This is a genomic window from Streptomyces sp. NPDC045956, from assembly GCF_056430705.1.
Window position 1 is genome coordinate 357,431 of record NZ_JBWKKZ010000003.1, and the last position, 19,913, is coordinate 377,343.

Consider the following 19,913-nt stretch of genomic DNA (forward strand, 5'->3'; position numbering starts at 1 on the left):
GGTTCCCGGCCGCACGCCCTGCCCCTGCCTCACCCTTCGCGGACGGCCCTCAGGACGAGCCGTTCGGCGTCCTCGTCGTAGGGGCGGCCGTCGAACCCGCCGAAGACCTCCACGCGGCCGAACCCCGCCTCCTCGGCCATCCGCCGCAACTCCACGGCGCTGTACACGAACCACGTCAGGGTGGCCCGGGTCACCCGGTCGCCCCGGACCAGCACCCACTCGCTGCGCAGCCGCGCCCACTCGTCCAGCACGGTGTCGGTCTGCACCATCAGGTCGTCGCCCCGCCGCACCACCTTGGGCGGGGTGACCCTGCGGGCCAGGAGTTCCTTCCCCGCGAGGTCGAGGACGAGCGCCCCGCCGGGCGCCAGGCAGGTGTACATGGTGCGCAGCACGCGCGCGTTGTCGGCGGGGTCCTCGAAGTACCCGAAGGAGGTGAACATGTTGAGGACGACGTCGAAGCCGCCCGGCGCCTCGTAGTCGCGTGCGTCGGCCCGCACGTACGTCACGTCGGCACCGGCGTCCGCGGAGCGTTTGCGGGCCCGGTCCAGCATGGCCGGGCTCAGGTCGACTCCGGTCACGCGGTGCCCGCGGCGGGCGAGGGGCACGGTGAAGACACCCGGCCCGCAGCACAGGTCCAGCACGCGTGCTCCGTCGGGGAGGGCGAGCAGGGGAGAGGTGTCGAGCAGCTCCTCGGCCTGCGCGTAGCGCTGCTCGGAGAAGAGGAAGTCGTGGAACTCGGTCCAGAAGTCATCGTCCTGGAATCCGCCCGTCCGTGTCATCGCGGGTCAGTGCTCCTTCGTGGTCGCCGTCGGGGGCAGGGGGCCGCGCCGGGCGACGGCGCAGCGTGAGCAGCAGAGGGGGCAGCAGCAGGCACTGGGCGGCCGCGAGCAGCCAGAACCAGCCGGTGTGCCCGGCCCGTTCGCCGAGGCCGTACAGCTGCCCGCCCAGCGCGCCGCTCGCGCAGGCGCCCAGGCCCGCGGCCAGCCGCTGCTGCCCGAAGACGACGGCGTCGGAGCGGGGGCTGCGGCGCAGCGCCTCCAGGTCGTTCTTGAGGAACAGCACGATGTCGCCCAGGGTGATCAGCGCGCCGCCCGCCAGCAGGGCCGCCCGGGTACCGGCCGCCAGCACGGCCAGGCCCGCCGCCAGACCCGTGAAGCCGACCGCGAGGGCGAGGGCGTACGGCATGCGCCGGATCAGACCCGACGCGAGCGGCTGCACGACGATGACCAGAGCGAAACAGAGCAGCAGCACCACGCTGTAGAACGCGCCGGAGGCGCGCTCGACGGCGTACACCGCCAGGAAGTGCTGGAAGTGGAAGTAGAGGTAGAAGGCCAGCGCGTTGGCGGCGAACGGCAGCGGTGCGAGGCCCGTCAGGAGACCCGTGGCGGCCTTTTCGCCCGGCCCGGTGGTCCGTGCCCCGCCCGTTCCGGGCAGCCGCGCGTGTCCCACGGTGACCGCCAGGAACAGCGCCGTGACGGCCGCGAAGAGCCAGCCGGGCGAGGACAGGACGAACGGTCCGGCGATGAGCGGGCCGACGGCCATCCCGGCGTTGAGTGCCGCGTTGCCCGCCGAGAGGAAGGCCGGACGGCGCTCGTCGTCGACGCCGTGCACCAGGTAGGCCTTGTTGGCGGGCAGGTACAGCGCGGCACCGCAGCACGTCAGGACCAGCGCCCAGACCGCCAGCGGCGGCCAGCGCAGGGCCAGCAGGAACCCGGCGAAACCGGCGGTGCGTACGACGAGGGCCCACAGCATCGTGCGGCGCAGCCCGATACGGTCCGCGAGGGCGCCGCCGACGATGCCGCCGGAGAACTGCACGAGTGAGGCCGCCGCCAGGACGACGCCGACCGTGCCGAGCCCCATCCCCAGCCGTTCGTGCAGGAACACCGACATGAACGGCAGGACCATGAAGCTGCCGAGCGGAATGAGGAACGAGCTGAGCAGCAGGAACCGCAGGGGGCCGGTGAGCGGGAACAGCGTGGCCCGCGGTCCCGGTCCCCGGGTGGTGCGCTCACCCACCGGGCGCCGCCCGGCCGGCCCCGGGGAACGGATCGGTGAGCACCCGCAGGGTGCCCGCGGCGGCCACCGCGCGGTGGGTGGCGAGTTCGGCGGTCTCGGCCTCGGCGTAGACGATGCCCGCGTAGCCGCGGCTGTCGCCCAGGTGCTCGACGGGGTCACCGACCCGCTTGACCGGGTACCAGGCGGGTGTTCCCGGCATGCCGGCGAGCCGGTCGAGTCCGGCGACGCCCGTGAAGACGCCGGGTGCGGCCGGATAGCCGAGGACGAAGGCGACGGCCGGACCGCCGGGCAGGTCCGCGTCCATGAGGCGCGGGCGGTGGCCGAGCGCGGCCTCGATCATCGCCTCGTACACGTTGACGCCGAGCGCCCGGCACATGCCCTCCCCGACCAGCGCGCCCCCGATGCGCGGGTTGACCTCCACCACCTCCGGGCCGTCGGTGGTCAGCACGAACTCCACGTGCGCGAACCGGTCGGTGTAGCCGATGGCGGCCAGCACCCGGTCGAGCCAACCCTCCAGCGATGTCCGCAGCGGGCCCGGGAAGGCGACGGGGAAGGCGGTGATCTCCTCCCTGAAGTGCGGCTCCGGTGACATGAGCCGACTGGAGACGCCCAGCAGCCGGGTGCGGCCGTCCCAGGTGAGCGTCTCGGCGCTGTACACCGGTCCGCTGAAGTACGGCTCGGCGAACAACCGCCCCTTCAGCTCCCGACCGGACGCCTGCGCCAGCACCGCGTCCAGCTCGCCCTCGTCGCGGACCAGCCACACGTTCTGGCTCCCGGTGCCCGCCGTGTCCTTGAGGACGAGCGGCAGGCCCACCTCCTTGAGCAGCGGTCCGCGGGCCTCGCGGTCCGCCTCGGCGCTCTCGTAGGCCCTCGCGCGGGTGAGACCCGCGCCGTACAGCCGGTCGCGTACGGCGGCCTTGTCCCGGGTCAGCCGCAGGACGGCCGGATCGAGACCGGGCAGGCCGAGGCGTTCGGCGAGGGCCGCGCCGGCCAGGGTCCAGGTGTCGGTGGAGCTGATCAGGCCGCGCAGCCCCGGCTCGCGCCCGAGGAGACCCGCGACCCCGTCGACGTCGAAGGTGTCGGTCACGACGACGTCGAGGGCGTCGGCGGGCAGCCGGTCCAGTTCGTGGGCGTAGTAGGCGGGGTCCCGGGTGAGGAGCAGCAGCCGCTCGCCGAGCAGGTCGGCGGCGCGGACCAGGTGGCCGAGGCCGAAGGTCAGCGACTCCAGGCAGGCCACGGTCATACGGCGCTCTCCGTCCGGCCGGCGGGGCAGGGGGTGCGCTGCCACGCCATCCTCGACCAGGGCATGGTCATCTCCTGCGGGGCGCGGACCTCGACGGGTTTCAGCGCGGCCGGGTCCAGCGCTTCGGCGTGCCGGGTGAACACGCGCTCCACGTAGCGGTGTCCGGTGTCGGCCCCGATCACCAGGTGCACGCGGTCGGGGTGGCGGCGGGCCTCGTACGTCGCCGTCAGGTACCCGGCCCCGGTGGACAGCCCGGCGAACACCGCGTGTTCGCGCAGCAGGGCGACGGCGCCCGACATGGCGTGGGTGAAGTCCAGCCAGTGCACGGTGTCGTAGAGGTGGTGGCGGACGTTGTCGAAGACGATCGACGAACCGATGCCGGCGATGATCGCCTCCGGGTCGTGATGGTCCTCGCTGCCGAAGGTGACGCTGCCGAAGGGCTGGACCCCGGCCAGGCGCACGGAGGGGTCCGCGGCGCGCAGGCGCTCCACGATGCCGCCGGTCGAGGCTCCGGAGCCCACCCCGCCGACGACGGTCAGCGGCGCGCCCGGGAAGTCCGCCGCGATCCGGTCGGCGACCTCCTGGTAGCCCAGGTAGTGGACGTCGTCGTGGTACTGGCGCATCCAGTGGTGTCCGGGCCGCTCGGCGAGTATCTCGCGCACCCGCCGCACCCGCAGTTCCTGGTCGAGCTTGAGGTTCCGCGACGGTCTGACCTGCTCCACGGCGGCGCCCAGTATCTCCAGTTGGGCGAGGGTGGTGGCGTCGACGGTGGTGGACGCGACGATGTGGCACCGCATGCCGTACCGGTGACAGGCCAGGGCGAGGGCGTAGGCGTAGATGCCGCTGGAGCTGTCGACCAGGGTCTGGCCCGGACGGACGGTGCCCCGCTCCAGCAGGTGGCGGACGGCGGCCAGCGCCGAGTAGATCTTCATCGACTCGAACCGCAGCAGGACCAGGCCGTCGGTGAGCCGGACGAGGTCGGGGACTTTCAGGGCGTCGGCGATGTGGGGGTGGATCACCCGTAGCCTCCTTGGGCGAAGGTGCACTGGTGGCCGAGCGAGCGGAAGAACGCGGACAGTTCGGACTTGACCTCGGCGCGGGGGCGCGAGGTGAAGAGATAGCCGGCCAGGCAGCCGGTGTGGGCGACGAAGACGCCGTCGGCGCCGAACCGCTCGCGCCGGGCCCGCAGGCTGGGGAAGGTCGCCTTGGGCAGCACCTCCTGGGACAGCGCGGCGCTGACCGTGGCGGCCCGGGCGACGGCGGCCGGGTCGCCCGAGTCGAAGCCCTTCACCAGATCGGTGAGGCACCGCTGGTACTCGTCGCCGCGGCGCCGGTAGTGGTCCAGCAGCAGGGGAGTGACGGCGGCGGTGTCCACGGTGCCGGGCTCCGTGACGAACGCGGTGTGGAATCCGAGGTCCGGACCGAGTCGCCGCACCACCCGGTGCCGGCCGCTGAGATACAGGGCGAACTCGTCGAGGAAGACGCTGTCGGCGCGCTCGATGTCCGCCAGGACGCCGAGGACCACGTCCGCGTCGTACGGCAGGGAGAAGACGCGGAACAGACAGCGCAGGGTCGCCACGATGTCCGCCGTCGAACTGGCCATCCCCACGCCCACCGGCAGTTCGGAGTGGGTGTGCCAGTCACCCGGGGGCAGGGAGAGGCCGTAGTGGTCCAGGAAGAGCCGGGCCGCCGTCGCCGCCTTCTCCCCCAGCGCCGAGGGCCGCGGGGCCCCGGCCGCCGTCCCCGACCCCGTCCGCGGGGTGAAGTACACCCAGGAGTGACGGTCCACCGGGAAGGACACCACCGCGATCTCGGGATCGGCGCCCGCGCGCAACGGGCCCTGGTACAGCTCGCCCAGAGTGCCGTGGCAGACACCGGACACGGTGCCGCCGGACAGGTCCGGGGCGTCCGTCGCGGGGCCGGGGAGGGTGCGCCCGGGTCCGTCGTACGGCGCGTCGGCCCGGGGCCGGTACGGCCGACGCGAGCCGGCTGGATCCCGCACACCGTCCTCCTCCGTACCGGGCCTTGCACACCGACAGGGAGGGAGGCGCGGTCACACGCACGACGTCCGACCGCCCATACCGCCGACCCAGTCCACGAGGTCACGTGCACAGCCCGCGCGGGACGCGGGCACAGTGGCAGGTCTTCGGACTCGCGGGCACGTCCGCCGAAAGGGCGGACACCTACCGGCCGTCTCTTCCCCGGCCCTGACACGGGCCCAGTGACATCGACGGCTCTCGTTCCCACTCACCGCTGCGGGACAGCCCCGGATTCGCACCGGGTTCCCTCTTGCGTCACGCTTCGGGCGTCCGGGCGGACGGGAGGCGCGAACCGACTGCGTGCATCAGCGTAGAGGCGGGCCCACCCCCGCGAAAGTAGGGCTCCGGCGGTTGTCTTGAAAGTGGAGGGGAGGCAGAAACAGGTGGGTCTCCAGGTGCCGTTCTCGTGACGGCTCTGGCCGGATCGCGCCTCTGAGCATCGTCGCCCCATCAGCCAGACTTGTTGCCCCACGACACACGCACACCGTTGCCGCGGTGGCCCGTGCCCGGGAGGCCCCTGATGACGTCAGACACCAGGCCGGACGAGGACGGGGCGGTGGGGGCCCCGCCCGGACCGCCGCGACCTCCCGGGGAACGCGTCGCGCTGCGCGCCGACCTTCGCTCCGCCGTGCCGGACGCCACCGCGGCGGTGGTGGTGACGGCGCTCGTCTTCGTGCTGCTGTGGGCGCGCATGGAGTCGGGTGCTTCGGACACCGTCGCGGTGATGCCGTTCATGGACGATGCCCGTACCTACTGGATGTACCTCCTCAGCCAGGCCTTCGGCTGGTCGGGACTGCTGTGGGCCTGGTGCACGGTGATCTTCGGCCTGTTGCTGTCGGGGCCGCGCCCCGCCCGGCTGCCGGTCTCCCGGCAGGTGCTGGAGCGCTGGCACCGCACCACGAGCCTCACCACGATGGCGCTGATGTTCGCGCACGCGCTGATGTTCGCCGCGGAACTCGTGCGCTACGAGACGGCACTGGACTGGGCCGAGCGGCTGTGGGTGGGCTTCGCCGACAGCTTCGTCCCCCTCTGGTACGACTCCGGCACCGGCCGGATCGCCATCCCGATCGGACAGGGCGCCCTGTATCTGGCGGTCCCGCTCGGGCTGCTGTTCTACGTCCGGCACCGCTTCGGACCGAGGACCTGGCGACGCCTGCACCGCTTCGTGATCGTCGTCTACGTGCTGAGCGTGTGGCACACCCTGCTGTACGGCACCAACGTCTGGTACGGGGAGTGGCCGCGCACCGTCCTGTGGCTGCTGCAACTCCCCATCGCCGCCCTGCTGTTGCTGCGCCTGATGAGACCTGCCCGGCGGGCGGAGCGGCTGGACTCCCTGGGCGAGGGCGCGACCCGGCCGGGGTGGTGGGTGCGGGCGGCGGGACGGGCCGTCGCCGGAGCCGTCGTCATCGGGCTGGTCATCGTGGTGGTGTCGGGCCGTGACGGCGGACGGGACCGCCCGGCCGATCCGCCCGCGACCGCCCCGCACACCCAGGAGACGGACTGACGGCCGGCACCCGGCGGGCGGCACGCCGTCCCGCGATGGGATGATGGCCGTCGACAAGGGCGACGGCGGAACGAGGAAGCCGGTGTGAATCCGGCGCGGTCCCGCCACTGTGATCGGCGAGCGACTCCCGACAGGCCACTGCCCGGTGACGGGTGGGAAGGCCGGGACGAGCATCGACCCGAGAGCCAGGAGACTCACGCGGTCGCCTCCTCGACGGACCACCGGGGCGGATCTCCCCGGAGAGAGGGACGGCACCGCATGCCCGCAACGCCGACCGGACGAACGACGGACGACGCGAGGACCGCCACGGCCACCGGCCGCGCGCCGTGCCGCGTCGTCGTGTGCCGCGACTGCTGCTGCGGCACCCGCAAAGTGCCCGGCGTGGACCACGCGGCCCAGACCGAGCGCCTGCGCGCCGCGGTACCGGTACGCGTCTCCGACTGCCTCGACGTCTGCGAACAGGCCAACGTCATCGTCGTGCAGCCCTCCGCGGCGGGCCGGGCCGCCGGGGCCCGGCCCGTCTGGCTGGGGCTGGTCAACGACCCGGACGCGACCGAGGACATCGCCGCCTGGGCACGCGCCGGCGGACCGGGCGTCGCGCCCAGGCCGGACATCCTCGACCTGTACGCCATCACACCACCGCGCCGCCGCCCGGCCTTCTGACCGTACGGACGCGGAGCCGGAGGAAGGGACAGCAACCGTGCACGCAGCCCGCGCCTCGACGGCGGCCGTCACCGCCGCCCTGCACGACGTGACGGGCCTCGGCGGCTTCTTCGCCCTGCGGGTCGGCGGAGAGGACGACGGCTGGCATCCGGTCGCCCGCTCCTACGCGGCGGGTTTCACCGACCTCGCCGCGGCCGTCGCACGCCGGCACCGCACCCGGGAGCCGCGCGTCGACGTGTCCATCGCCCACCTCGGCCACGCCGCCCGCCTCTGGTCACCGGCACTGGCCTGCGCCGTCCTGCACGGCATCGTCCTCGACCTGGACGGCCTGCACCGGGCCGACGACGGACCGGCCCTCCGGCTGCCCCGCCCGGCCGGCCGGTACGCCGACCGGGTCGAGGGCGATCCCGTCCGCGCGCTGTACGAACAGGTGACGGGTCATCTGTCGGCACTGGCCCACGGCCTGCGCGTCAAGGTCGCCCCGCGTCTGCTGGACGGCAACTCGGCGTCGGCGCTCGCCGGCGCCGCCCAGGCCCTGCTCGCGCTCCGTCCCGCCGTCCGCGGACCGCTCACCGATCTGACGGCCGCGCTGCTGGACACCGGACGCCTGGCGGGCACCGGCGTGCTGACCGGCCCCGGCCTCACGTTCCGCCGCCGGAGCTGCTGCCTCTACTACCGGGCGCCGGCCGGTTCGAAGTGCGGCGACTGCGGGCTGGCGTGAGACGGTCCCCCGGCCTCGTCTCTGGACGGGCCACGTTCGCATGTGCGTTCGCGGGCCCTCGGCGAGGGCCGCAGGTAAGGTCCGGGAGACGGGGGTGTCCGTACTGCGGGATCATGGCCGGACGGCCCCGGGCGCCGAGCGGTTCGGCGCCGGCCACCTGTACTCGTCCGAGCGGGAGCGTCATGTCTGCCGACCACTCCGCGTCCGCCGAGGAGATCGTCCCGATCCTCCGCGTGGGCGACGCCGAGGTGTCCGTGCGGTGGTACGCGAGGCTGGGCTTCGTCCAGCAGTGGGAGCACCGGTTCGAACCGGGCTTCCCGGTGTTCACCGAGGTCGCCCGCGGTCGCCTCCGGCTGTACCTGTCGGAGCACGAGGGGGACGCGCGGCCGGACACCCTGGTGTACATGAGGGTCGCCGACCTGGACGCGGTAGCCCGGGAGTTCGGGGTCCGCCCCGACGAGGCGCCGTGGGGGCGGGAGCTGGAACTCCGCGACCCGGACGGCAACCGCCTGCGCCTGGGCGCGGTCGGCGCCTAGGCGGCGCCCCGCGGTCCCGCGACCGTGCTGCGGCCCACCACCGTGCCCGCGCGGTCGATGCAGATCACGTCCACCCTCACCGGCGCCCCGCGCAGCACCGCGAGGGCCTCGTCGCGGGCCGCCGTCGCGACCAGGTCGCCCAGGGGCACCCCGGCGGCCTGGCAGAGCTGGAGGGCGGCGAGGCCGGTGTTGGCCCCGGCCACCGCGTCGGCCAGGGCCTCGTCCGCGCCGCCGCGCCGGGCCAGTTCGGCGAGGAGGCCCCGGTCGACCTGGGAACGGGCGGAGTGCAGATCGAGGTGGCCGGCCGCGAGCTTGGACAGCTTGGCGAAACCGCCGCAGACGGTGAGCCGGTCCACCGGGTGACGCCGTACGTACTTCAGCACGGCGCCCGCGAAGTCGCCCATGTCCAGCAGCGCGTCCTCGGGCAGCCCGTACTCGGCGACCACCGTCTTCTCCGAGGTGGACCCCGTGCACCCGGCGACGTGCGTGCGTCCGGCCGCCCGTGCCACGTCCACCCCGCGCCGGATCGAGTCGATCCACGCCGAGCAGGAGTACGGGACGACGATGCCGGTGGTGCCGAGGACGGACAGGCCGCCGAGGATGCCCAGCCGGGGGTTCCAGGTGGACCGGGCGATCTCCTCACCGTGGTCGACGGAGAGGGTGATCTCGACGTCGCCGCCGCCGCCGTACCGCTCGGCGACGAGGGCGACGTGCTCCCGCATCATCCGCCGGGGGACCGGGTTGACGGCCGGTTCGCCGACGGGCAGGGGCAGCCCGGGCCGGGTGACGGTGCCGACGCCGGGCCCGGCCCGGAAGACGACGCCGGAGCCCGCGGGCAACCGCCGTACCGTCGCCCGGACCAGCGCGCCGTGGGTGACGTCGGGGTCGTCGCCGGCGTCCTTCACGATCCCCGCCGTCGCGTACGCCTCCGTCAGCTCCTCGGCCGCCAGCGCGAACGCCGGGGTCTGCCCCTTGGGCAGGGTGATCGTCACGGGGTCGGGGAAGTCGCCGGTGAGCAGCGCCGTGTACGCGGCCGTCGTCGCCGCCGTGGCGCAGGCACCGGTGGTCCAGCCGGGGCGCAGCCCGGTGTGCTTCAGTTGGGCGCTGCGACCGCCCTCGGCCTCGCCGCTCATGCCTCACTTCCAGGAAGGGACTCGGATGAAGGACCTGTCGTGCACCTGCTGATCCTCGGTGGTACCACGGAGGCCCGCCGCCTCGCCGAACGGCTCGCGGCCGACCCGCTGCCGGGGCTGCGGGTCACCACCTCCCTGGCGGGACGGGTGTCCGCACCCCGGACGCCGCCCGGCGAGGTGCGCGTCGGCGGCTTCGGCGGTGCCGAGGGGCTCGCCGCCTGGCTGCGTGAGCACCGGGTCGACCTGCTCATCGACGCCACTCATCCCTTCGCCGACACGATCAGCTTCCACGCGGCGCGGGCCGCCGCCACCGCACATGTTCCCCTGCTCGCGCTGCGCCGCCGCGGCTGGGAGCCGGCCGAGGGCGACGTCTGGCACGAGACCGGCTCCCTGGCGGGGGCCGCCGCGCTGCTGCCCTCCCTGGGCCGGCGGGTCTTCCTGACCACCGGACGGACGGGCTTGGCCGCCTTCGCGGACCTGGCCGACCTCTGGTTCCTGGTCCGGTCCGTGGACCCGCCCGAGGCGCCGTACCCGCCGCACACGGAGGTCCTGCTGGACCGCGGCCCGTTCACCCCCGAGGGGGAGCGCGAACTGCTGCGCCGGCACCGGATCGACGTCCTGGTCACCAAGGACAGCGGGGGAGCGGCCACCGCGCCGAAGCTGGCGGCCGCCCGTGAGGCCGGTGTGCCCGTGGTCGTCGTACGCAGACCTCCGGTGCCCCGAGGGGTGCCGGAGGTCACCGAGCCCGAGCAGGCGGTGCGCCGGGTGCGCGAGATCCTCGCACGCCGCCCGTCCCCGGAGCGGCGCGGCCCTCACGTCTGCGGGTAGCGGGGAGGCGTCCGGACGACCTCTTCCCCGGCCATCCCGACAACGTGCACGGACCTCGGGGACGGAGCGCCGGCACCGAGCCCGACTCCGTACAGCCCGCCGCTCACTCCTCCTCGCTCGCGATCGCGTTGACCGCGGCGGCGGCGATGGCGCTGCCCCCGCGACGGCCTCTGACGATCAGGTGCTCCAGGCCGGAGGGGTGAGCGGCCAGGGCGTCCTTGGACTCGGCCGCACCGACGAAGCCGACCGGCACACCGATGACGGCGGCCGGCCGGGGCGCCCCCTCCTCGATCATCTCCAGCAGCCGGAAGAGCGCGGTGGGCGCGTTGCCGACGGCGACCACGGCCCCCTCCAGCCGGTCGCGCCACAACTCCAGCGCGGCGGCGCTCCGCGTGGTGCCGAGCTTCGCCGCCAGGTCGGGGACGGCCGGGTCGGACAGGGTGCACAGCACCTCGTTGTCCGCGGGCAGCCGCCTGCGCGTGATGCCGCTGGCCACCATCCGGACGTCGCAGAGGACGGGCGCACCGGCGTGCAGGGCCTCGCGGGCACGCGCCACCACCGCGGGGGTGTACGAGAGGTCGCGCACGAGGTCGACCATGCCGCAGGCGTGGATCATGCGGACTGCCACATGGCTGACGCCCGCGGGCAACGCCGTCAGGTCCGCCTCCGCGCGGATGGTCGCGAAGGACTGGCGGTAGATGGCCGCGCCGTCCTTCTCGTAGTCGTAGGGGGGCACGATGCTGATCTCGCTGCTCTCGGTCGTCGTCGTACGGATCATGAGGTGATCTCCGCCATGGCGGGGGCGGGGCGGTGGCCGCTCGGCCGGGTGGCGGTCTCCTCCGCGAGGGCGTGCGCCCGCCGGACGGCGGGGGCACGGCCGGGCACGCGGACCCGGGCCGGGGCGCCCTCGTCGGAGGCGTGCGGCCGCGGCGCCCCCGGGCAGGCGTCGTCGCGGTCGAGTGGAGCCGTCGTGGCCTGGGGTGAGAGAGGCGCGGCAGGTGTGGACACGGCGGCGAGCATACCGACCGTCACACCGGGTGTACGCGCTGCCCTGTCGCCGCGACCCTTACCGGGCGGTCGACGCGAGTTCGTCGCGGTGCCGGTGCTCCGGCTTCCTCTGCGGCTGCCGGCCGCCAACTGCCGTGCCGTATCTGGCCGGTCGGCCGGATCGTGCGTGCGGCGCGGTCCGTCGAGGTGAGGAGGACGGCCGCCGGCCGGCAGACGTGCGGCGATCAGCGTCCGGCATCCGGGGTCCCCGGCCTCCGCCGAACGCGGACCCGGGCCGCTGCGTCCTGCGGGCGGCCCGGGTCCGCGTGTGGAGACCGCGGCGTCACCACGGCGTCGCCCTGGAACCGCTTCACGACAGGCGGTGCCTCAGGCGGTCATCACCTCAGGCGGTGATCACCTCAGGCGGTGATCACCGCTGTTCGGTGTGGGGGTGCGGCTTCGGCCGCATGTCTTCGCCGTAGGTGGTGTGGTAGTCCGGGACGACGATCCGGCTCCCCGGGGACTCCCGTCGGACCAGCGCGACGAAGGCGTCCAGGTCCATCGCCGGGTCCCGGCGCGGAGGCTGGCTCAGGGGTGTTTCGAAGTTGTCCCAGTGGACGGGTACGACGACGCCGGGCTGCCCGAGTGCTCGCAGCAGCCGGGACGCGTAGCGGGACGTCGACTTGCTGGACGGCACCGCGATCATTGCGAGGTCGGGGCCGAGTCCTTGGACCGCTTGCTCGGAGAAGTCGCTGGCCCCCATCAGGAAGGCCGAGGGCGCGCCACTGCCGGTCGTCACCTGGAAGGCGAGCGTGTCGCCCTCCGGCAGGTCGGAGATGGTACGGGGAACCGTCCGCGGCGGCGCGTGCAGGGTTCCCGGAGCGAAGTAGGTGTGCTGCTTGTTGCGGCTGTGCAGGCTCGGCACCACCTGGACCGTGATTCCGTCGAAGTCCAGCACCTCGCCACCCTTGACCACCGAGATCTGCCCGGGGTCGACGCCGAAGGCGACCAGCAGGTGAAACGTCGTCTCCGTGCCGACGACCCGGGCGCCGGTGGCCTTGGCGATGTACGGCACGTCGGCGATGTGGTCCCAGTGGGAGTGGCTGACCAGGACGAGTTCGGGGCGGCCGACATGCTCCCGCACCCGTCGAGGATCGGAACTCAGCTTCGTACCCGGCTCGAAACTCCCGTCGAACAGGCCCGTCTTGAACCGGGTGAGGTACGGGTCGAAGAGCACCGTCCGCCCCTCGACGTCTATGCGCCAGCCGGACGTGCCCAGCCAGCGGAAGGAAGTCGAACCAGCCCGCGATGCCGTCGGGGCCGCGGCGGTGGCGGCGGCTTGGGCGGGGGAGGCGAGAAGCGGGGCGGCCGCGCCGAACGCGGCGCCGCGCAGCACCGTGCGCCGGCCGAGACCCCGGATGCGCCGCTTCGGTCGGGGAGTGTCTGTGTCGTCGCTCATGAGGCCAGGAGACCAGGAGATTCCCGCCGCAGTCCAAGATCGAATTCGCCGCGGTCCCATATGCATTCCTGAATAGGGCCAGGTCATCGATGGTGGCGACGGAGAGAGTCGACAGCGATCCGAGCCGCTGTGCCGATCGCCGCGTCGACGGCCGTACGTGATGCGGCGAGTTCCCTCGTGCGGGCGAAGACGGACACCGCGTAGCGGTCGCCGTCGGGATACCGGACGACCCCCGCCTCCATGTGAAGGCCGGGAAGGGTGCCGGTCTTCGCCGCGACCGTCACCTCGTCCGGGAATCCCGACACCAGCCGGTGCCGGAACACCTGGCGGGACATCAGCTGCCGTACCTGAGCGCAGGCCTGCGGCGGGCCCGCCTCGTCACGCCAGATGAGGCGCAGCAGCCGGGTGACCTCGCGGGGTGTGCTGGCGTTGGTCCGCGAGGGATCCAGCACGCTCATCCGTATCCTGCGCTCCTCCGGGAGCGCGGGGTAGCGCAGGGCGAACTCGCTCTCGTCGCGTGCGCCGACCTCGTCGAGCATCGACCGCAGCACATGGCGAGGGCCGCCCACGATCCTGGTCCGGTCGAGGCTGAGCTCCTCGGCCAGGAGCCGTACCGTGTCCAGACCGACGTGCGCCAGCAGCAGGTCCGCCGCCGAGTTGTCGCTCACCGAGATCGCGAAGAGAGCCAGGTCGCGCAAGGACAGCTCGACATCGTCCGCGCAGCCGGCCGTACCCCAGCCCCCGAGCCGGTCCGCCGCGGTGACCCGGACACGGGTACGGGGGTCGAGCTGACCGGCGGCGACCTGGCGCGCGAACTCCAGGACCAGCAACACCTTGAAGAGCGAGGCGATCACGACGGGCTCGTCGGCGCCGACGGCGACCTCGTCGGACGCCGCCCGCTCACCCGCGGCCGCCGTGTCGCCCGCCCGCAGGCGGCCCGGCGCCCCACCGACGGGAACCGCGTGCAACGCCCCCTCGGCTCCCGCCCCCGCGAAGACCTCACGGATCCGATCCTCGACCATCACTCAGCCCCTCACGTACAGTCCCTGACTGTGGATCTCTTGCGCCACCTGCGCATCTTCGTCGCTGTCGCCGAGGAGCTGCATTTCAGCCGGGCCGCCGACCAGCTCGGCATGGCCCAGCCACCCCTCAGCCAGGCGGTGCGCAGGCTGGAGAAGGAGCTCGGCGCCGAGTTGTTCGACCGATCGCGTCGGCAGGTGAAACTGACACCCGCGGGGGCAGGGCTGCTGGACGAAGCCCGTGAACTCCTCCTCGGTGAGCAACGGTTGCGGACGCTGGCCCGCCGCGCCGGGGAGGGCGACGCGGGCACCTTGCGCGCGGGAGTGCCCCCCGGCACGACGGTTGCGACGCTGGCGCTGCTGCTCGGCGCATGTGCGGAACACTATCCGGGCATGTCCGTCGACCTCCAGGAGATCACCACCGACGAGCAGCTGCGACTGATCGCGTCCGGCGAACTCGACGTCGGCCTCGTCCACCACCCCGTGGACGTCACCGGCCTCCGTCTCGGTCCGGAGGTGCGCGTGGAACTCGGCGTCGTCCTGCCCCGTGTCTCACCACTGGCCCGGCTGCCGGAGGTGGCGCTCGCCGAGTTGGCCGGTTGCGACCTCGTGCTCCTTCCCCGTGCGCAGGCCCCTGGCTGGTACGACCGGATTCTGGACACCTGCCGGTCCGGGGGCTTCGTTCCCACCGGGCTGCGGCATGCCGCACGCCCCGAACTCCTGCTGGCCCTCGTCACCGCGGGGCACGGCATCGCCTTCGATCAGGGGCCGGTGGCCGGCAAGGAGCCTCGCGTCGTCTGGCGACCGCTGGCAGGCCGCCCCCTCACCCAGCGGACCAGCGGAGTCTGGTCCACCGCCCGGTCCTCCCACCCGGCAGCCCCGCACTTCGCCGAACTCGCGGCCGACGTACTCGCCCGCGATCGCCCGGCGGTCCCGCACCGCCACGACGACGCGCCCGCGGATTCCGAGCCGCCCCGCCCATGGGCGGTGGTGTACGACGAGGCAGCCTCGCGTGCGTAGGCGGTATCTCGGAGGGGCGCGGGGAAGGCAGCCGCGCCGGCCGGCCTCCGAGCCGACGCCTGCGAGATGCGGCTCCCGGTTTCTGCGCCTCTCCGCGTACACGCACGTCGATGGGGGAGGGGTGACGCCGCAGGGACGGCGGGGAAGGGTCCGGAACTCGATTCCCCGCGGGCGATGAAGCGGTCCCGCGGGTCGAAGTGGTCGCGCCTGCGGATGCCCTGACTGTTGGTCGCTCGGATGAGGCGGGCACGAGCCGTACCGGACCCAGGTCCTGCGCACTGCGTCAGGGTCCCGGCGTACGGCCCAGCGGAGCGGTGATCTCGCGAGCAACGGGCCAGGCTCAGGGCTCTGCGACGCCGTCTTCCTGCCTCGGACTGCTAGTGCCCGGCGACGCCCGAAACGTGCGGTGGTCAGGCCGTGGGGGAGCGGGTGGAGGTGATCACGACGGATGTGTAGGGCATGGTGGCGTGGCCGCCGAGCTTGTCGATCGCTGACCCGGCGCTGTTCAGGACCTCCGCCATTTTGTCTGCGGGGAGTTGAGTGAGGCCGCCGAAGGTGGGGAGCTGGTCGAGCCACTCCTCTCGGGAGTAGGTGCGCTCCCAGGTGAAGCGCCACTGTTCGGGCTCGCTGAAGCTGCCGGTCCGCCGGATGCCGTCGGCGATTCTCGCGAACAGTGGCTGGTAGGCGTCCACGGCCGAGCCTCTCAGCAGGCCGGGATTGAACAGGGAACCGGGGGCGACCCGTTGGCGATCACCTCGGCCGGGAGTTGGGGGACGTGATGGAAGGGAGCGAGTCGGCCGCCGGGCCTGAGTACCTGGGCCGCCTTGGCCGCGCCGGTGACGGGGTCCACCCAGTGCCAGGCGGTGCCGGCGATGACCGCGTCGAACTGTCGTCCGGACGGCTCCCAGTCCTCGAACCTGGCGACCTCGACCTCGATGCGGCTTCGCCGCGCGAGGGCGGCCATCCGTTCGTCGGGTTCGACACCGAGCACGGTGCAGCCGGCCGCCTGGAACTGCCGGGCCTCGATGCCGGTCCCGGCTCCGACGTCGAGGACGTGCCGGCCGGGGCTTGTCGCGACGATCCTGTCCACCAGAGCCTGGGGACAAGGCGGTCGGGCGCGGTCGTAGCGTTCGGCGTCCACTCCGAATGACTGGCTGCCTCCGATCCCGCGTGCACCCGCGTAACACGTTTCGAGCCCCGCAGACGGCATCGGGAGCTACCCTCACGCCACGGTCATGCCCCCGGGCCGCAAGGTGCGGGCATGGGGCGGGGCAAGACGGAAGAGACCAGCGGGCGTCGGCAGCTCACCTGGCCTTGCCCACACCGGTGTGTCGGACCGCATCCTCGCCCGGTGGGCCGGGACACGAACGTGGAGACCACGAAGAAGTGGTACGTGAAGCCCGATGTGGAAGACCTCCCCGAAGCCGTCGGCACATGGGATGGCCTGCACGGTGAGCCGAACGGTCGCGCGTGAGGCCGGCGACGTATCCCAGGGTGTCTCAGGTGCTGATCGGAGTGGCCGAACGGTTTGCCGCCTCGTCCCGGCCTTCGGGACGGTGCCACAAGCTTTGCCGCGGACTGGGAACAGTCAGCAACTGTGCTGACGAAGAAGCAGCGCGTCGATGTGCGGACCGGACGCGAGCGCGGCCAGCAGGACACGCTGCGTCAAGGGCGCCCGTGCACCCTGAGAGGCTCGGATTCGATCGATGAGGCCGTCGGCAGTGCATCGACGGGCCGAGCCGCGGATGCATCGGGTCAGCCGGCTTCCCCCGGCTGTGTGAGATTTCGTGAGACGTGAGAGGGTGCGGGGCGTGAGTGAGACACCGTCGAACACCCTGCAATACCGCTTTGACGGGCCAGAAGAGGCCCCGGTCCTGATCCTCGGTCCCTCACTGGGCACCACCTGGCACATGTGGGACCGGCAGGTGCCCGAGCTGGCGCAGCAGTGGCGGGTCTTCCGGTTCGATCTGCCCGGGCACGGGGGCGCCCCCGCCCACCCGTCGGGCTCCGTCGCCGAGCTCGCCACGCGTCTGCTGGCCACCCTCGACGGGCTCGGCGTGCAGCGCTTCGGTTACGCGGGCTGCGCGTTCGGCGGCGCCCTCGGTATCGAGCTGGCGCTGCGGCACCCCGAGCGCCTCGCCTCGCTCGCGCTGATCGCGGCGTCGCCGAGGTTCGGGACCGCCGACGAGTTCCGCCAGCGCGGTGTGATCGTCCGTACCAACGGGCTCGACCCCATCGCCCGCAGCGCCCCGGAGCGCTGGTTCACCGGAGGGTTCGCCGCCGCCCAGCCGGCGATCACCGAGTGGGCCGTGCAGATGGTGCGGACCACCGACCCCGGCTGCTACATCGCCGCCTGCGAGGCGCTCGCCGCGTTCGACGTGCGCGGTGAGCTGGGGCAGGTCGGCGTGCCGACCCTGGTCCTCGTCGGCTCCGACGACCAGGTCACCGGCCCCGCGGAAGCCCGCACCCTGGTCGCCGGCATCCCGGACGCCCGGCTCGCCGTCGTCCCCGGCGCCTCCCACCTGGTCCCGGTCGAGCAGCCCGCGGCCGTCACCGACCTGCTGGTCCGGCACTTCGACACCGCCTGGCAGAGCGCCCACGACGCCTCCACCGGCCAGATCGCCGTCCCGGCCGCCCGCGCCGCCGCCCAGCCCGTCGGACCCGCCGCCCACCCCGTCGTACCCGGGGCCGTGCCCGGCGCGCCCGGTTTCTCCGCCGCCCCCGTCCAGCCGGCCATGGCCCCGCCGCCGCAGGCCGTCGTGCCCATCGCCGAGATCGCGCCGCCCGTCGTGCCCCCGCAGGCCCCGGCACAGGGGCGGCCCGACCCCTACGACGCGGGGATCAAGGTGCGCCGGGAAGTGCTCGGCGACGCGCACGTCGACCAGGAGCTGGCGCAGGCCGACGCGTTCTCGGGGGACTACCAGGAACTCCTCACCCGGTACGCCTGGGGCGAGATCTGGGACCGCCCGGGCCTGGACCGGCGTACCCGCAGCTGCGTCACCCTGACGGCCCTCGTCGCCGGCGGTCACTGGGAGGAACTGGCGCCGCACCTGCGGGCAGCCCTGCGCAACGGCCTCACCCCGGAGGAGATCAGGGAAGTGCTGCTGCAGACGGCCGTCTACTGCGGCACCCCCGCCGCGAGCAGGGCCTTCCGGGTGGCGCAGCAGGTCGTGCGGGAGGAGACCACCCCGCCCGAGTGAGCCCCGTCCCGCCCGAGCGAGCCCCACCCCGCCGCCGGCCCGGGTTCGGCGGCAGGATGGAGTCATGAAGCTGACCAAGAAGTCGCACGCCTGCGTCCGCCTGGAGAAGGACGGGCGGACGCTCGTCCTGGACCCCGGAGGGTTCAGCGAGGAGGACGCCGCCCTCGGCGCGGACGCCCTGCTCGTCACCCACGAGCACCCGGACCACTTCGACGAGGCGCGTCTGCGGGCCGCGATGGAGCACAACCCGGCCGCCCGGATCTGGACCCTGGCGTCGGTCGCGGAGAAGATCTCGGCGGCGTTCCCCGGACGCGTGCACACCGTCGGGCACGGTGACACCTTCACCGCCGCCGGGTTCGACGTGGAGGTCCACGGCGAGCTGCACGCCGTGATCCACCCGGACCTCCCCCGCGTCACCAACGTCGGCTTCCTCGTCGACGGCGGCAAGGTCTTCCACCCCGGCGACGCCCTCACCGTCCCCGGCCGTCCGGTCGAGACGCTGATGCTCCCCGTCATGGCGCCCTGGAACAAGATCTCCGAGGTCATCGACTACGTCCGCGAGGTGAGGCCGCGGCGCGCCTACGACATCCACGACGCCCTGCTCACCGACCTCGCCCGGCCGATCTACGACCGGCAGATCGGTCAGCTGGGCGGCTCGGAGCACCTGCGGCTGACCCCGGGGGAGTCCGCGCGGGTGTGAGCACGGCGACCGGGGACTCCCGGGCGACCGGGGTTGTCAGTGGCGCCCGGTAGGTTGGGGGACATGCGCATCGCGACCTGGAACGTGAACTCGATCACCGCCCGCCTGCCGAGGCTGCTCGCCTGGCTGGAGAGCAGTGGCACCGACGTGCTCTGCCTCCAGGAGGCCAAGGTCGCCGAGGCGCAGTTCCCCTTCGACGAGCTGCGGGAGAAGGGCTACGAGGCGGCCGTGCACGCCACCGGCCGGTGGAACGGCGTGGCGGTGCTCTCCCGTGTGGGCCTCGAGGACGTGGTCAAGGGCCTGCCGGGCGACCCGGGCTACGAGGGGGTCCAGGAGCCCCGCGCGATCTCCGCCACCTGCGGCCCGGTCCGCGTCTGGTCGGTCTACGTGCCGAACGGGCGCGAGGTGGAGCACCCCCACTACGCCTACAAGCTCCAGTGGTTCGAGGCCCTGCGCGCCGCCGTCGAGGGTGACGCCGCCGGCGACCGCCCCTTCGCGGTGATGGGCGACTACAACGTCGCGCCGACCGACGAGGACGTCCACGACCGCGCCGCCTTCGAGGGCTCCACCCACGTCACCCCCGCCGAGCGCGCCGCCCTCGCCTCCCTGCGCGGCACCGGCCTGACCGACGTGGTCCCGCGCCCCCTGAAGTACGACCACCCCTTCACCTACTGGGACTACCGGCAGCTCTGCTTCCCCAAGAACCGCGGCATGCGCATCGACCTGGTGTACGGGAACGAGCCCTTCGCCAAGGCCGTCACCGACTCCTACGTCGACCGCGAGGAGCGCAAGGGCAAGGGAGCCTCCGACCACGCCCCGGTCGTGGTGGACCTGGACGTGTAGGC

The 19,913-nt window shown here is 73.3% G+C and carries 19 protein-coding genes, 1 pseudogene and 2 riboswitches; of the genes and pseudogenes, 9 read left to right on the forward strand and 11 right to left on the reverse strand.

Annotated elements, in window-relative coordinates:
* Positions 1–29 precede the first annotated feature (29 nt).
* The 5 genes from AC07FV_RS10605 to AC07FV_RS10625 are packed head-to-tail and all read right to left on the reverse strand — an operon-like array spanning position 30 to position 5,261.
* Entirely contained in the window at positions 30–779 is a 750-nt protein-coding gene (locus AC07FV_RS10605; RefSeq protein WP_479086200.1) for a class I SAM-dependent methyltransferase, read from the reverse strand.
* Positions 748–2,016: an MFS transporter gene (locus AC07FV_RS10610; RefSeq protein WP_479086202.1), complete on the reverse strand. Its 1,269-nt coding sequence runs from the start codon at positions 2,014–2,016 to the stop codon at positions 748–750. The genes AC07FV_RS10605 and AC07FV_RS10610 overlap by 32 nt, the downstream gene beginning before the upstream one ends.
* Positions 2,009–3,259, reverse strand: a complete 1,251-nt coding sequence (locus tag AC07FV_RS10615; protein WP_479086204.1) for an ATP-grasp domain-containing protein — start codon at positions 3,257–3,259, stop codon at positions 2,009–2,011. Before AC07FV_RS10615 ends, AC07FV_RS10610 begins: the two co-directional genes overlap by 8 nt.
* A complete protein-coding gene (locus AC07FV_RS10620) occupies positions 3,256–4,278 on the reverse strand; it encodes a cysteine synthase family protein (protein WP_479086206.1) in 1,023 nt (340 codons plus the stop codon). Before AC07FV_RS10620 ends, AC07FV_RS10615 begins: the two co-directional genes overlap by 4 nt.
* Positions 4,275–5,261: a GHMP family kinase ATP-binding protein gene (locus tag AC07FV_RS10625; RefSeq protein WP_479086208.1), complete on the reverse strand. Its 987-nt coding sequence runs from the start codon at positions 5,259–5,261 to the stop codon at positions 4,275–4,277. Before AC07FV_RS10625 ends, AC07FV_RS10620 begins: the two co-directional genes overlap by 4 nt.
* Before the next feature lie 118 nt (positions 5,262–5,379).
* Positions 5,380–5,611, reverse strand: a riboswitch (cobalamin riboswitch).
* A gap of 207 nt (positions 5,612–5,818) precedes the next feature.
* On the opposite strand from AC07FV_RS10625, the gene AC07FV_RS10630 reads away from it, so the two are divergent.
* The 4 genes from AC07FV_RS10630 to AC07FV_RS10645 all read left to right on the forward strand — a co-directional run bounded on the left by AC07FV_RS10630 (position 5,819) and on the right by AC07FV_RS10645 (position 8,722).
* Positions 5,819–6,802, forward strand: coding sequence for a ferric reductase-like transmembrane domain-containing protein (locus AC07FV_RS10630; RefSeq protein WP_479086210.1), 984 nt, complete (start codon positions 5,819–5,821; stop codon positions 6,800–6,802).
* A gap of 33 nt (positions 6,803–6,835) precedes the next feature.
* Positions 6,836–7,014: riboswitch (cobalamin riboswitch) on the forward strand.
* 46 nt (positions 7,015–7,060) lie between these two features.
* Complete coding sequence (locus AC07FV_RS10635) at positions 7,061–7,465, forward strand: (2Fe-2S) ferredoxin domain-containing protein (protein WP_479086212.1); 405 nt, start codon at positions 7,061–7,063, stop codon at positions 7,463–7,465.
* A 37-nt stretch (positions 7,466–7,502) separates the two neighbouring features.
* Positions 7,503–8,186 (forward strand): (2Fe-2S)-binding protein, encoded by a 684-nt coding sequence (locus tag AC07FV_RS10640; RefSeq protein ID WP_479086214.1) that lies wholly within the window; start codon positions 7,503–7,505, stop codon positions 8,184–8,186.
* Positions 8,187–8,368: 182 nt separating this feature from the next.
* Positions 8,369–8,722, forward strand: coding sequence for a glyoxalase superfamily protein (locus AC07FV_RS10645; protein ID WP_479086216.1), 354 nt, complete (start codon positions 8,369–8,371; stop codon positions 8,720–8,722).
* On the opposite strand, the gene AC07FV_RS10650 is transcribed toward AC07FV_RS10645, so the two are convergent.
* The gene (locus AC07FV_RS10650; RefSeq protein ID WP_479086218.1) at positions 8,719–9,855 is read right to left on the reverse strand and encodes a cobalt-precorrin-5B (C(1))-methyltransferase; all 1,137 of its coding nucleotides are present in this window, start codon (positions 9,853–9,855) and stop codon (positions 8,719–8,721) included. The genes AC07FV_RS10645 and AC07FV_RS10650 overlap by 4 nt on opposite strands.
* A gap of 39 nt (positions 9,856–9,894) precedes the next feature.
* Here AC07FV_RS10650 and AC07FV_RS10655 point away from each other — a divergent pair, with 39 nt between their 5' ends.
* A complete protein-coding gene (locus AC07FV_RS10655) occupies positions 9,895–10,683 on the forward strand; it encodes a cobalt-precorrin-6A reductase (protein WP_479086220.1) in 789 nt (262 codons plus the stop codon).
* A gap of 103 nt (positions 10,684–10,786) precedes the next feature.
* Here the strand turns inward: AC07FV_RS10655 and AC07FV_RS10660 are convergent, their stop codons facing one another.
* From AC07FV_RS10660 to AC07FV_RS10675, 4 genes are all read right to left on the reverse strand, one after another.
* Positions 10,787–11,461 carry a precorrin-8X methylmutase gene (locus AC07FV_RS10660; RefSeq protein ID WP_479086222.1) on the reverse strand — a complete coding sequence of 225 codons (675 nt, stop codon included), beginning with the start codon at positions 11,459–11,461 and terminating at the stop codon, positions 10,787–10,789.
* Positions 11,458–11,691 (reverse strand): hypothetical protein, encoded by a 234-nt coding sequence (locus tag AC07FV_RS10665; protein WP_479086224.1) that lies wholly within the window; start codon positions 11,689–11,691, stop codon positions 11,458–11,460. The genes AC07FV_RS10660 and AC07FV_RS10665 overlap by 4 nt, the downstream gene beginning before the upstream one ends.
* A gap of 409 nt (positions 11,692–12,100) precedes the next feature.
* Positions 12,101–13,066 carry an MBL fold metallo-hydrolase gene (locus AC07FV_RS10670; RefSeq protein WP_479086644.1) on the reverse strand — a complete coding sequence of 322 codons (966 nt, stop codon included), beginning with the start codon at positions 13,064–13,066 and terminating at the stop codon, positions 12,101–12,103.
* Between the two features lie 146 nt (positions 13,067–13,212).
* Positions 13,213–14,151 carry a serine hydrolase gene (locus AC07FV_RS10675; protein ID WP_479086226.1) on the reverse strand — a complete coding sequence of 313 codons (939 nt, stop codon included), beginning with the start codon at positions 14,149–14,151 and terminating at the stop codon, positions 13,213–13,215.
* 39 nt (positions 14,152–14,190) lie between these two features.
* On the opposite strand from AC07FV_RS10675, the gene AC07FV_RS10680 reads away from it, so the two are divergent.
* On the forward strand, positions 14,191–15,168 hold the full coding sequence (locus AC07FV_RS10680) for a LysR family transcriptional regulator (protein WP_479086645.1): 978 nt from the start codon (positions 14,191–14,193) through the stop codon (positions 15,166–15,168).
* 410 nt (positions 15,169–15,578) lie between these two features.
* Here the strand turns inward: AC07FV_RS10680 and AC07FV_RS10685 are convergent.
* Positions 15,579–16,309, reverse strand: a pseudogene (locus AC07FV_RS10685) (class I SAM-dependent methyltransferase).
* A gap of 670 nt (positions 16,310–16,979) precedes the next feature.
* On the opposite strand from AC07FV_RS10685, the gene pcaDC reads away from it, so the two are divergent.
* The 3 genes from pcaDC to AC07FV_RS10700 all read left to right on the forward strand — a co-directional run bounded on the left by pcaDC (position 16,980) and on the right by AC07FV_RS10700 (position 19,911).
* The gene (gene pcaDC, locus AC07FV_RS10690) at positions 16,980–18,368 is read left to right on the forward strand and encodes a bifunctional 3-oxoadipate enol-lactonase/4-carboxymuconolactone decarboxylase PcaDC (RefSeq protein ID WP_479086228.1); all 1,389 of its coding nucleotides are present in this window, start codon (positions 16,980–16,982) and stop codon (positions 18,366–18,368) included.
* A 64-nt stretch (positions 18,369–18,432) separates the two neighbouring features.
* Positions 18,433–19,068, forward strand: coding sequence for an MBL fold metallo-hydrolase (locus AC07FV_RS10695; RefSeq protein ID WP_479086230.1), 636 nt, complete (start codon positions 18,433–18,435; stop codon positions 19,066–19,068).
* 63 nt (positions 19,069–19,131) lie between these two features.
* Positions 19,132–19,911: an exodeoxyribonuclease III gene (locus tag AC07FV_RS10700; protein ID WP_383639517.1), complete on the forward strand. Its 780-nt coding sequence runs from the start codon at positions 19,132–19,134 to the stop codon at positions 19,909–19,911.
* The last annotated feature ends 2 nt before the right edge of the window (positions 19,912–19,913 follow it).

What these genes read in the sequence shown, in the direction of transcription:
- AC07FV_RS10605 (WP_479086200.1), bottom strand. Translation starts at nt 779, where the DNA reads ATGACACGGACGGGCGGATTCCAGGACGATGACTTCTGGACCGAGTTC.
- AC07FV_RS10615 (WP_479086204.1), bottom strand. Translation starts at nt 3,259, where the DNA reads ATGACCGTGGCCTGCCTGGAGTCGCTGACCTTCGGCCTCGGCCACCTG.
- AC07FV_RS10630 (WP_479086210.1), top strand. Translation starts at nt 5,819, where the DNA reads ATGACGTCAGACACCAGGCCGGACGAGGACGGGGCGGTGGGGGCCCCG.
- AC07FV_RS10635 (WP_479086212.1), top strand. Translation starts at nt 7,061, where the DNA reads ATGCCCGCAACGCCGACCGGACGAACGACGGACGACGCGAGGACCGCC.
- AC07FV_RS10645 (WP_479086216.1), top strand. Translation starts at nt 8,369, where the DNA reads ATGTCTGCCGACCACTCCGCGTCCGCCGAGGAGATCGTCCCGATCCTC.
- AC07FV_RS10650 (WP_479086218.1), bottom strand. Translation starts at nt 9,855, where the DNA reads ATGAGCGGCGAGGCCGAGGGCGGTCGCAGCGCCCAACTGAAGCACACC.
- AC07FV_RS10660 (WP_479086222.1), bottom strand. Translation starts at nt 11,461, where the DNA reads ATGATCCGTACGACGACGACCGAGAGCAGCGAGATCAGCATCGTGCCC.
- AC07FV_RS10675 (WP_479086226.1), bottom strand. Translation starts at nt 14,151, where the DNA reads ATGGTCGAGGATCGGATCCGTGAGGTCTTCGCGGGGGCGGGAGCCGAG.
- AC07FV_RS10695 (WP_479086230.1), top strand. Translation starts at nt 18,433, where the DNA reads ATGAAGCTGACCAAGAAGTCGCACGCCTGCGTCCGCCTGGAGAAGGAC.
- AC07FV_RS10700 (WP_383639517.1), top strand. Translation starts at nt 19,132, where the DNA reads ATGCGCATCGCGACCTGGAACGTGAACTCGATCACCGCCCGCCTGCCG.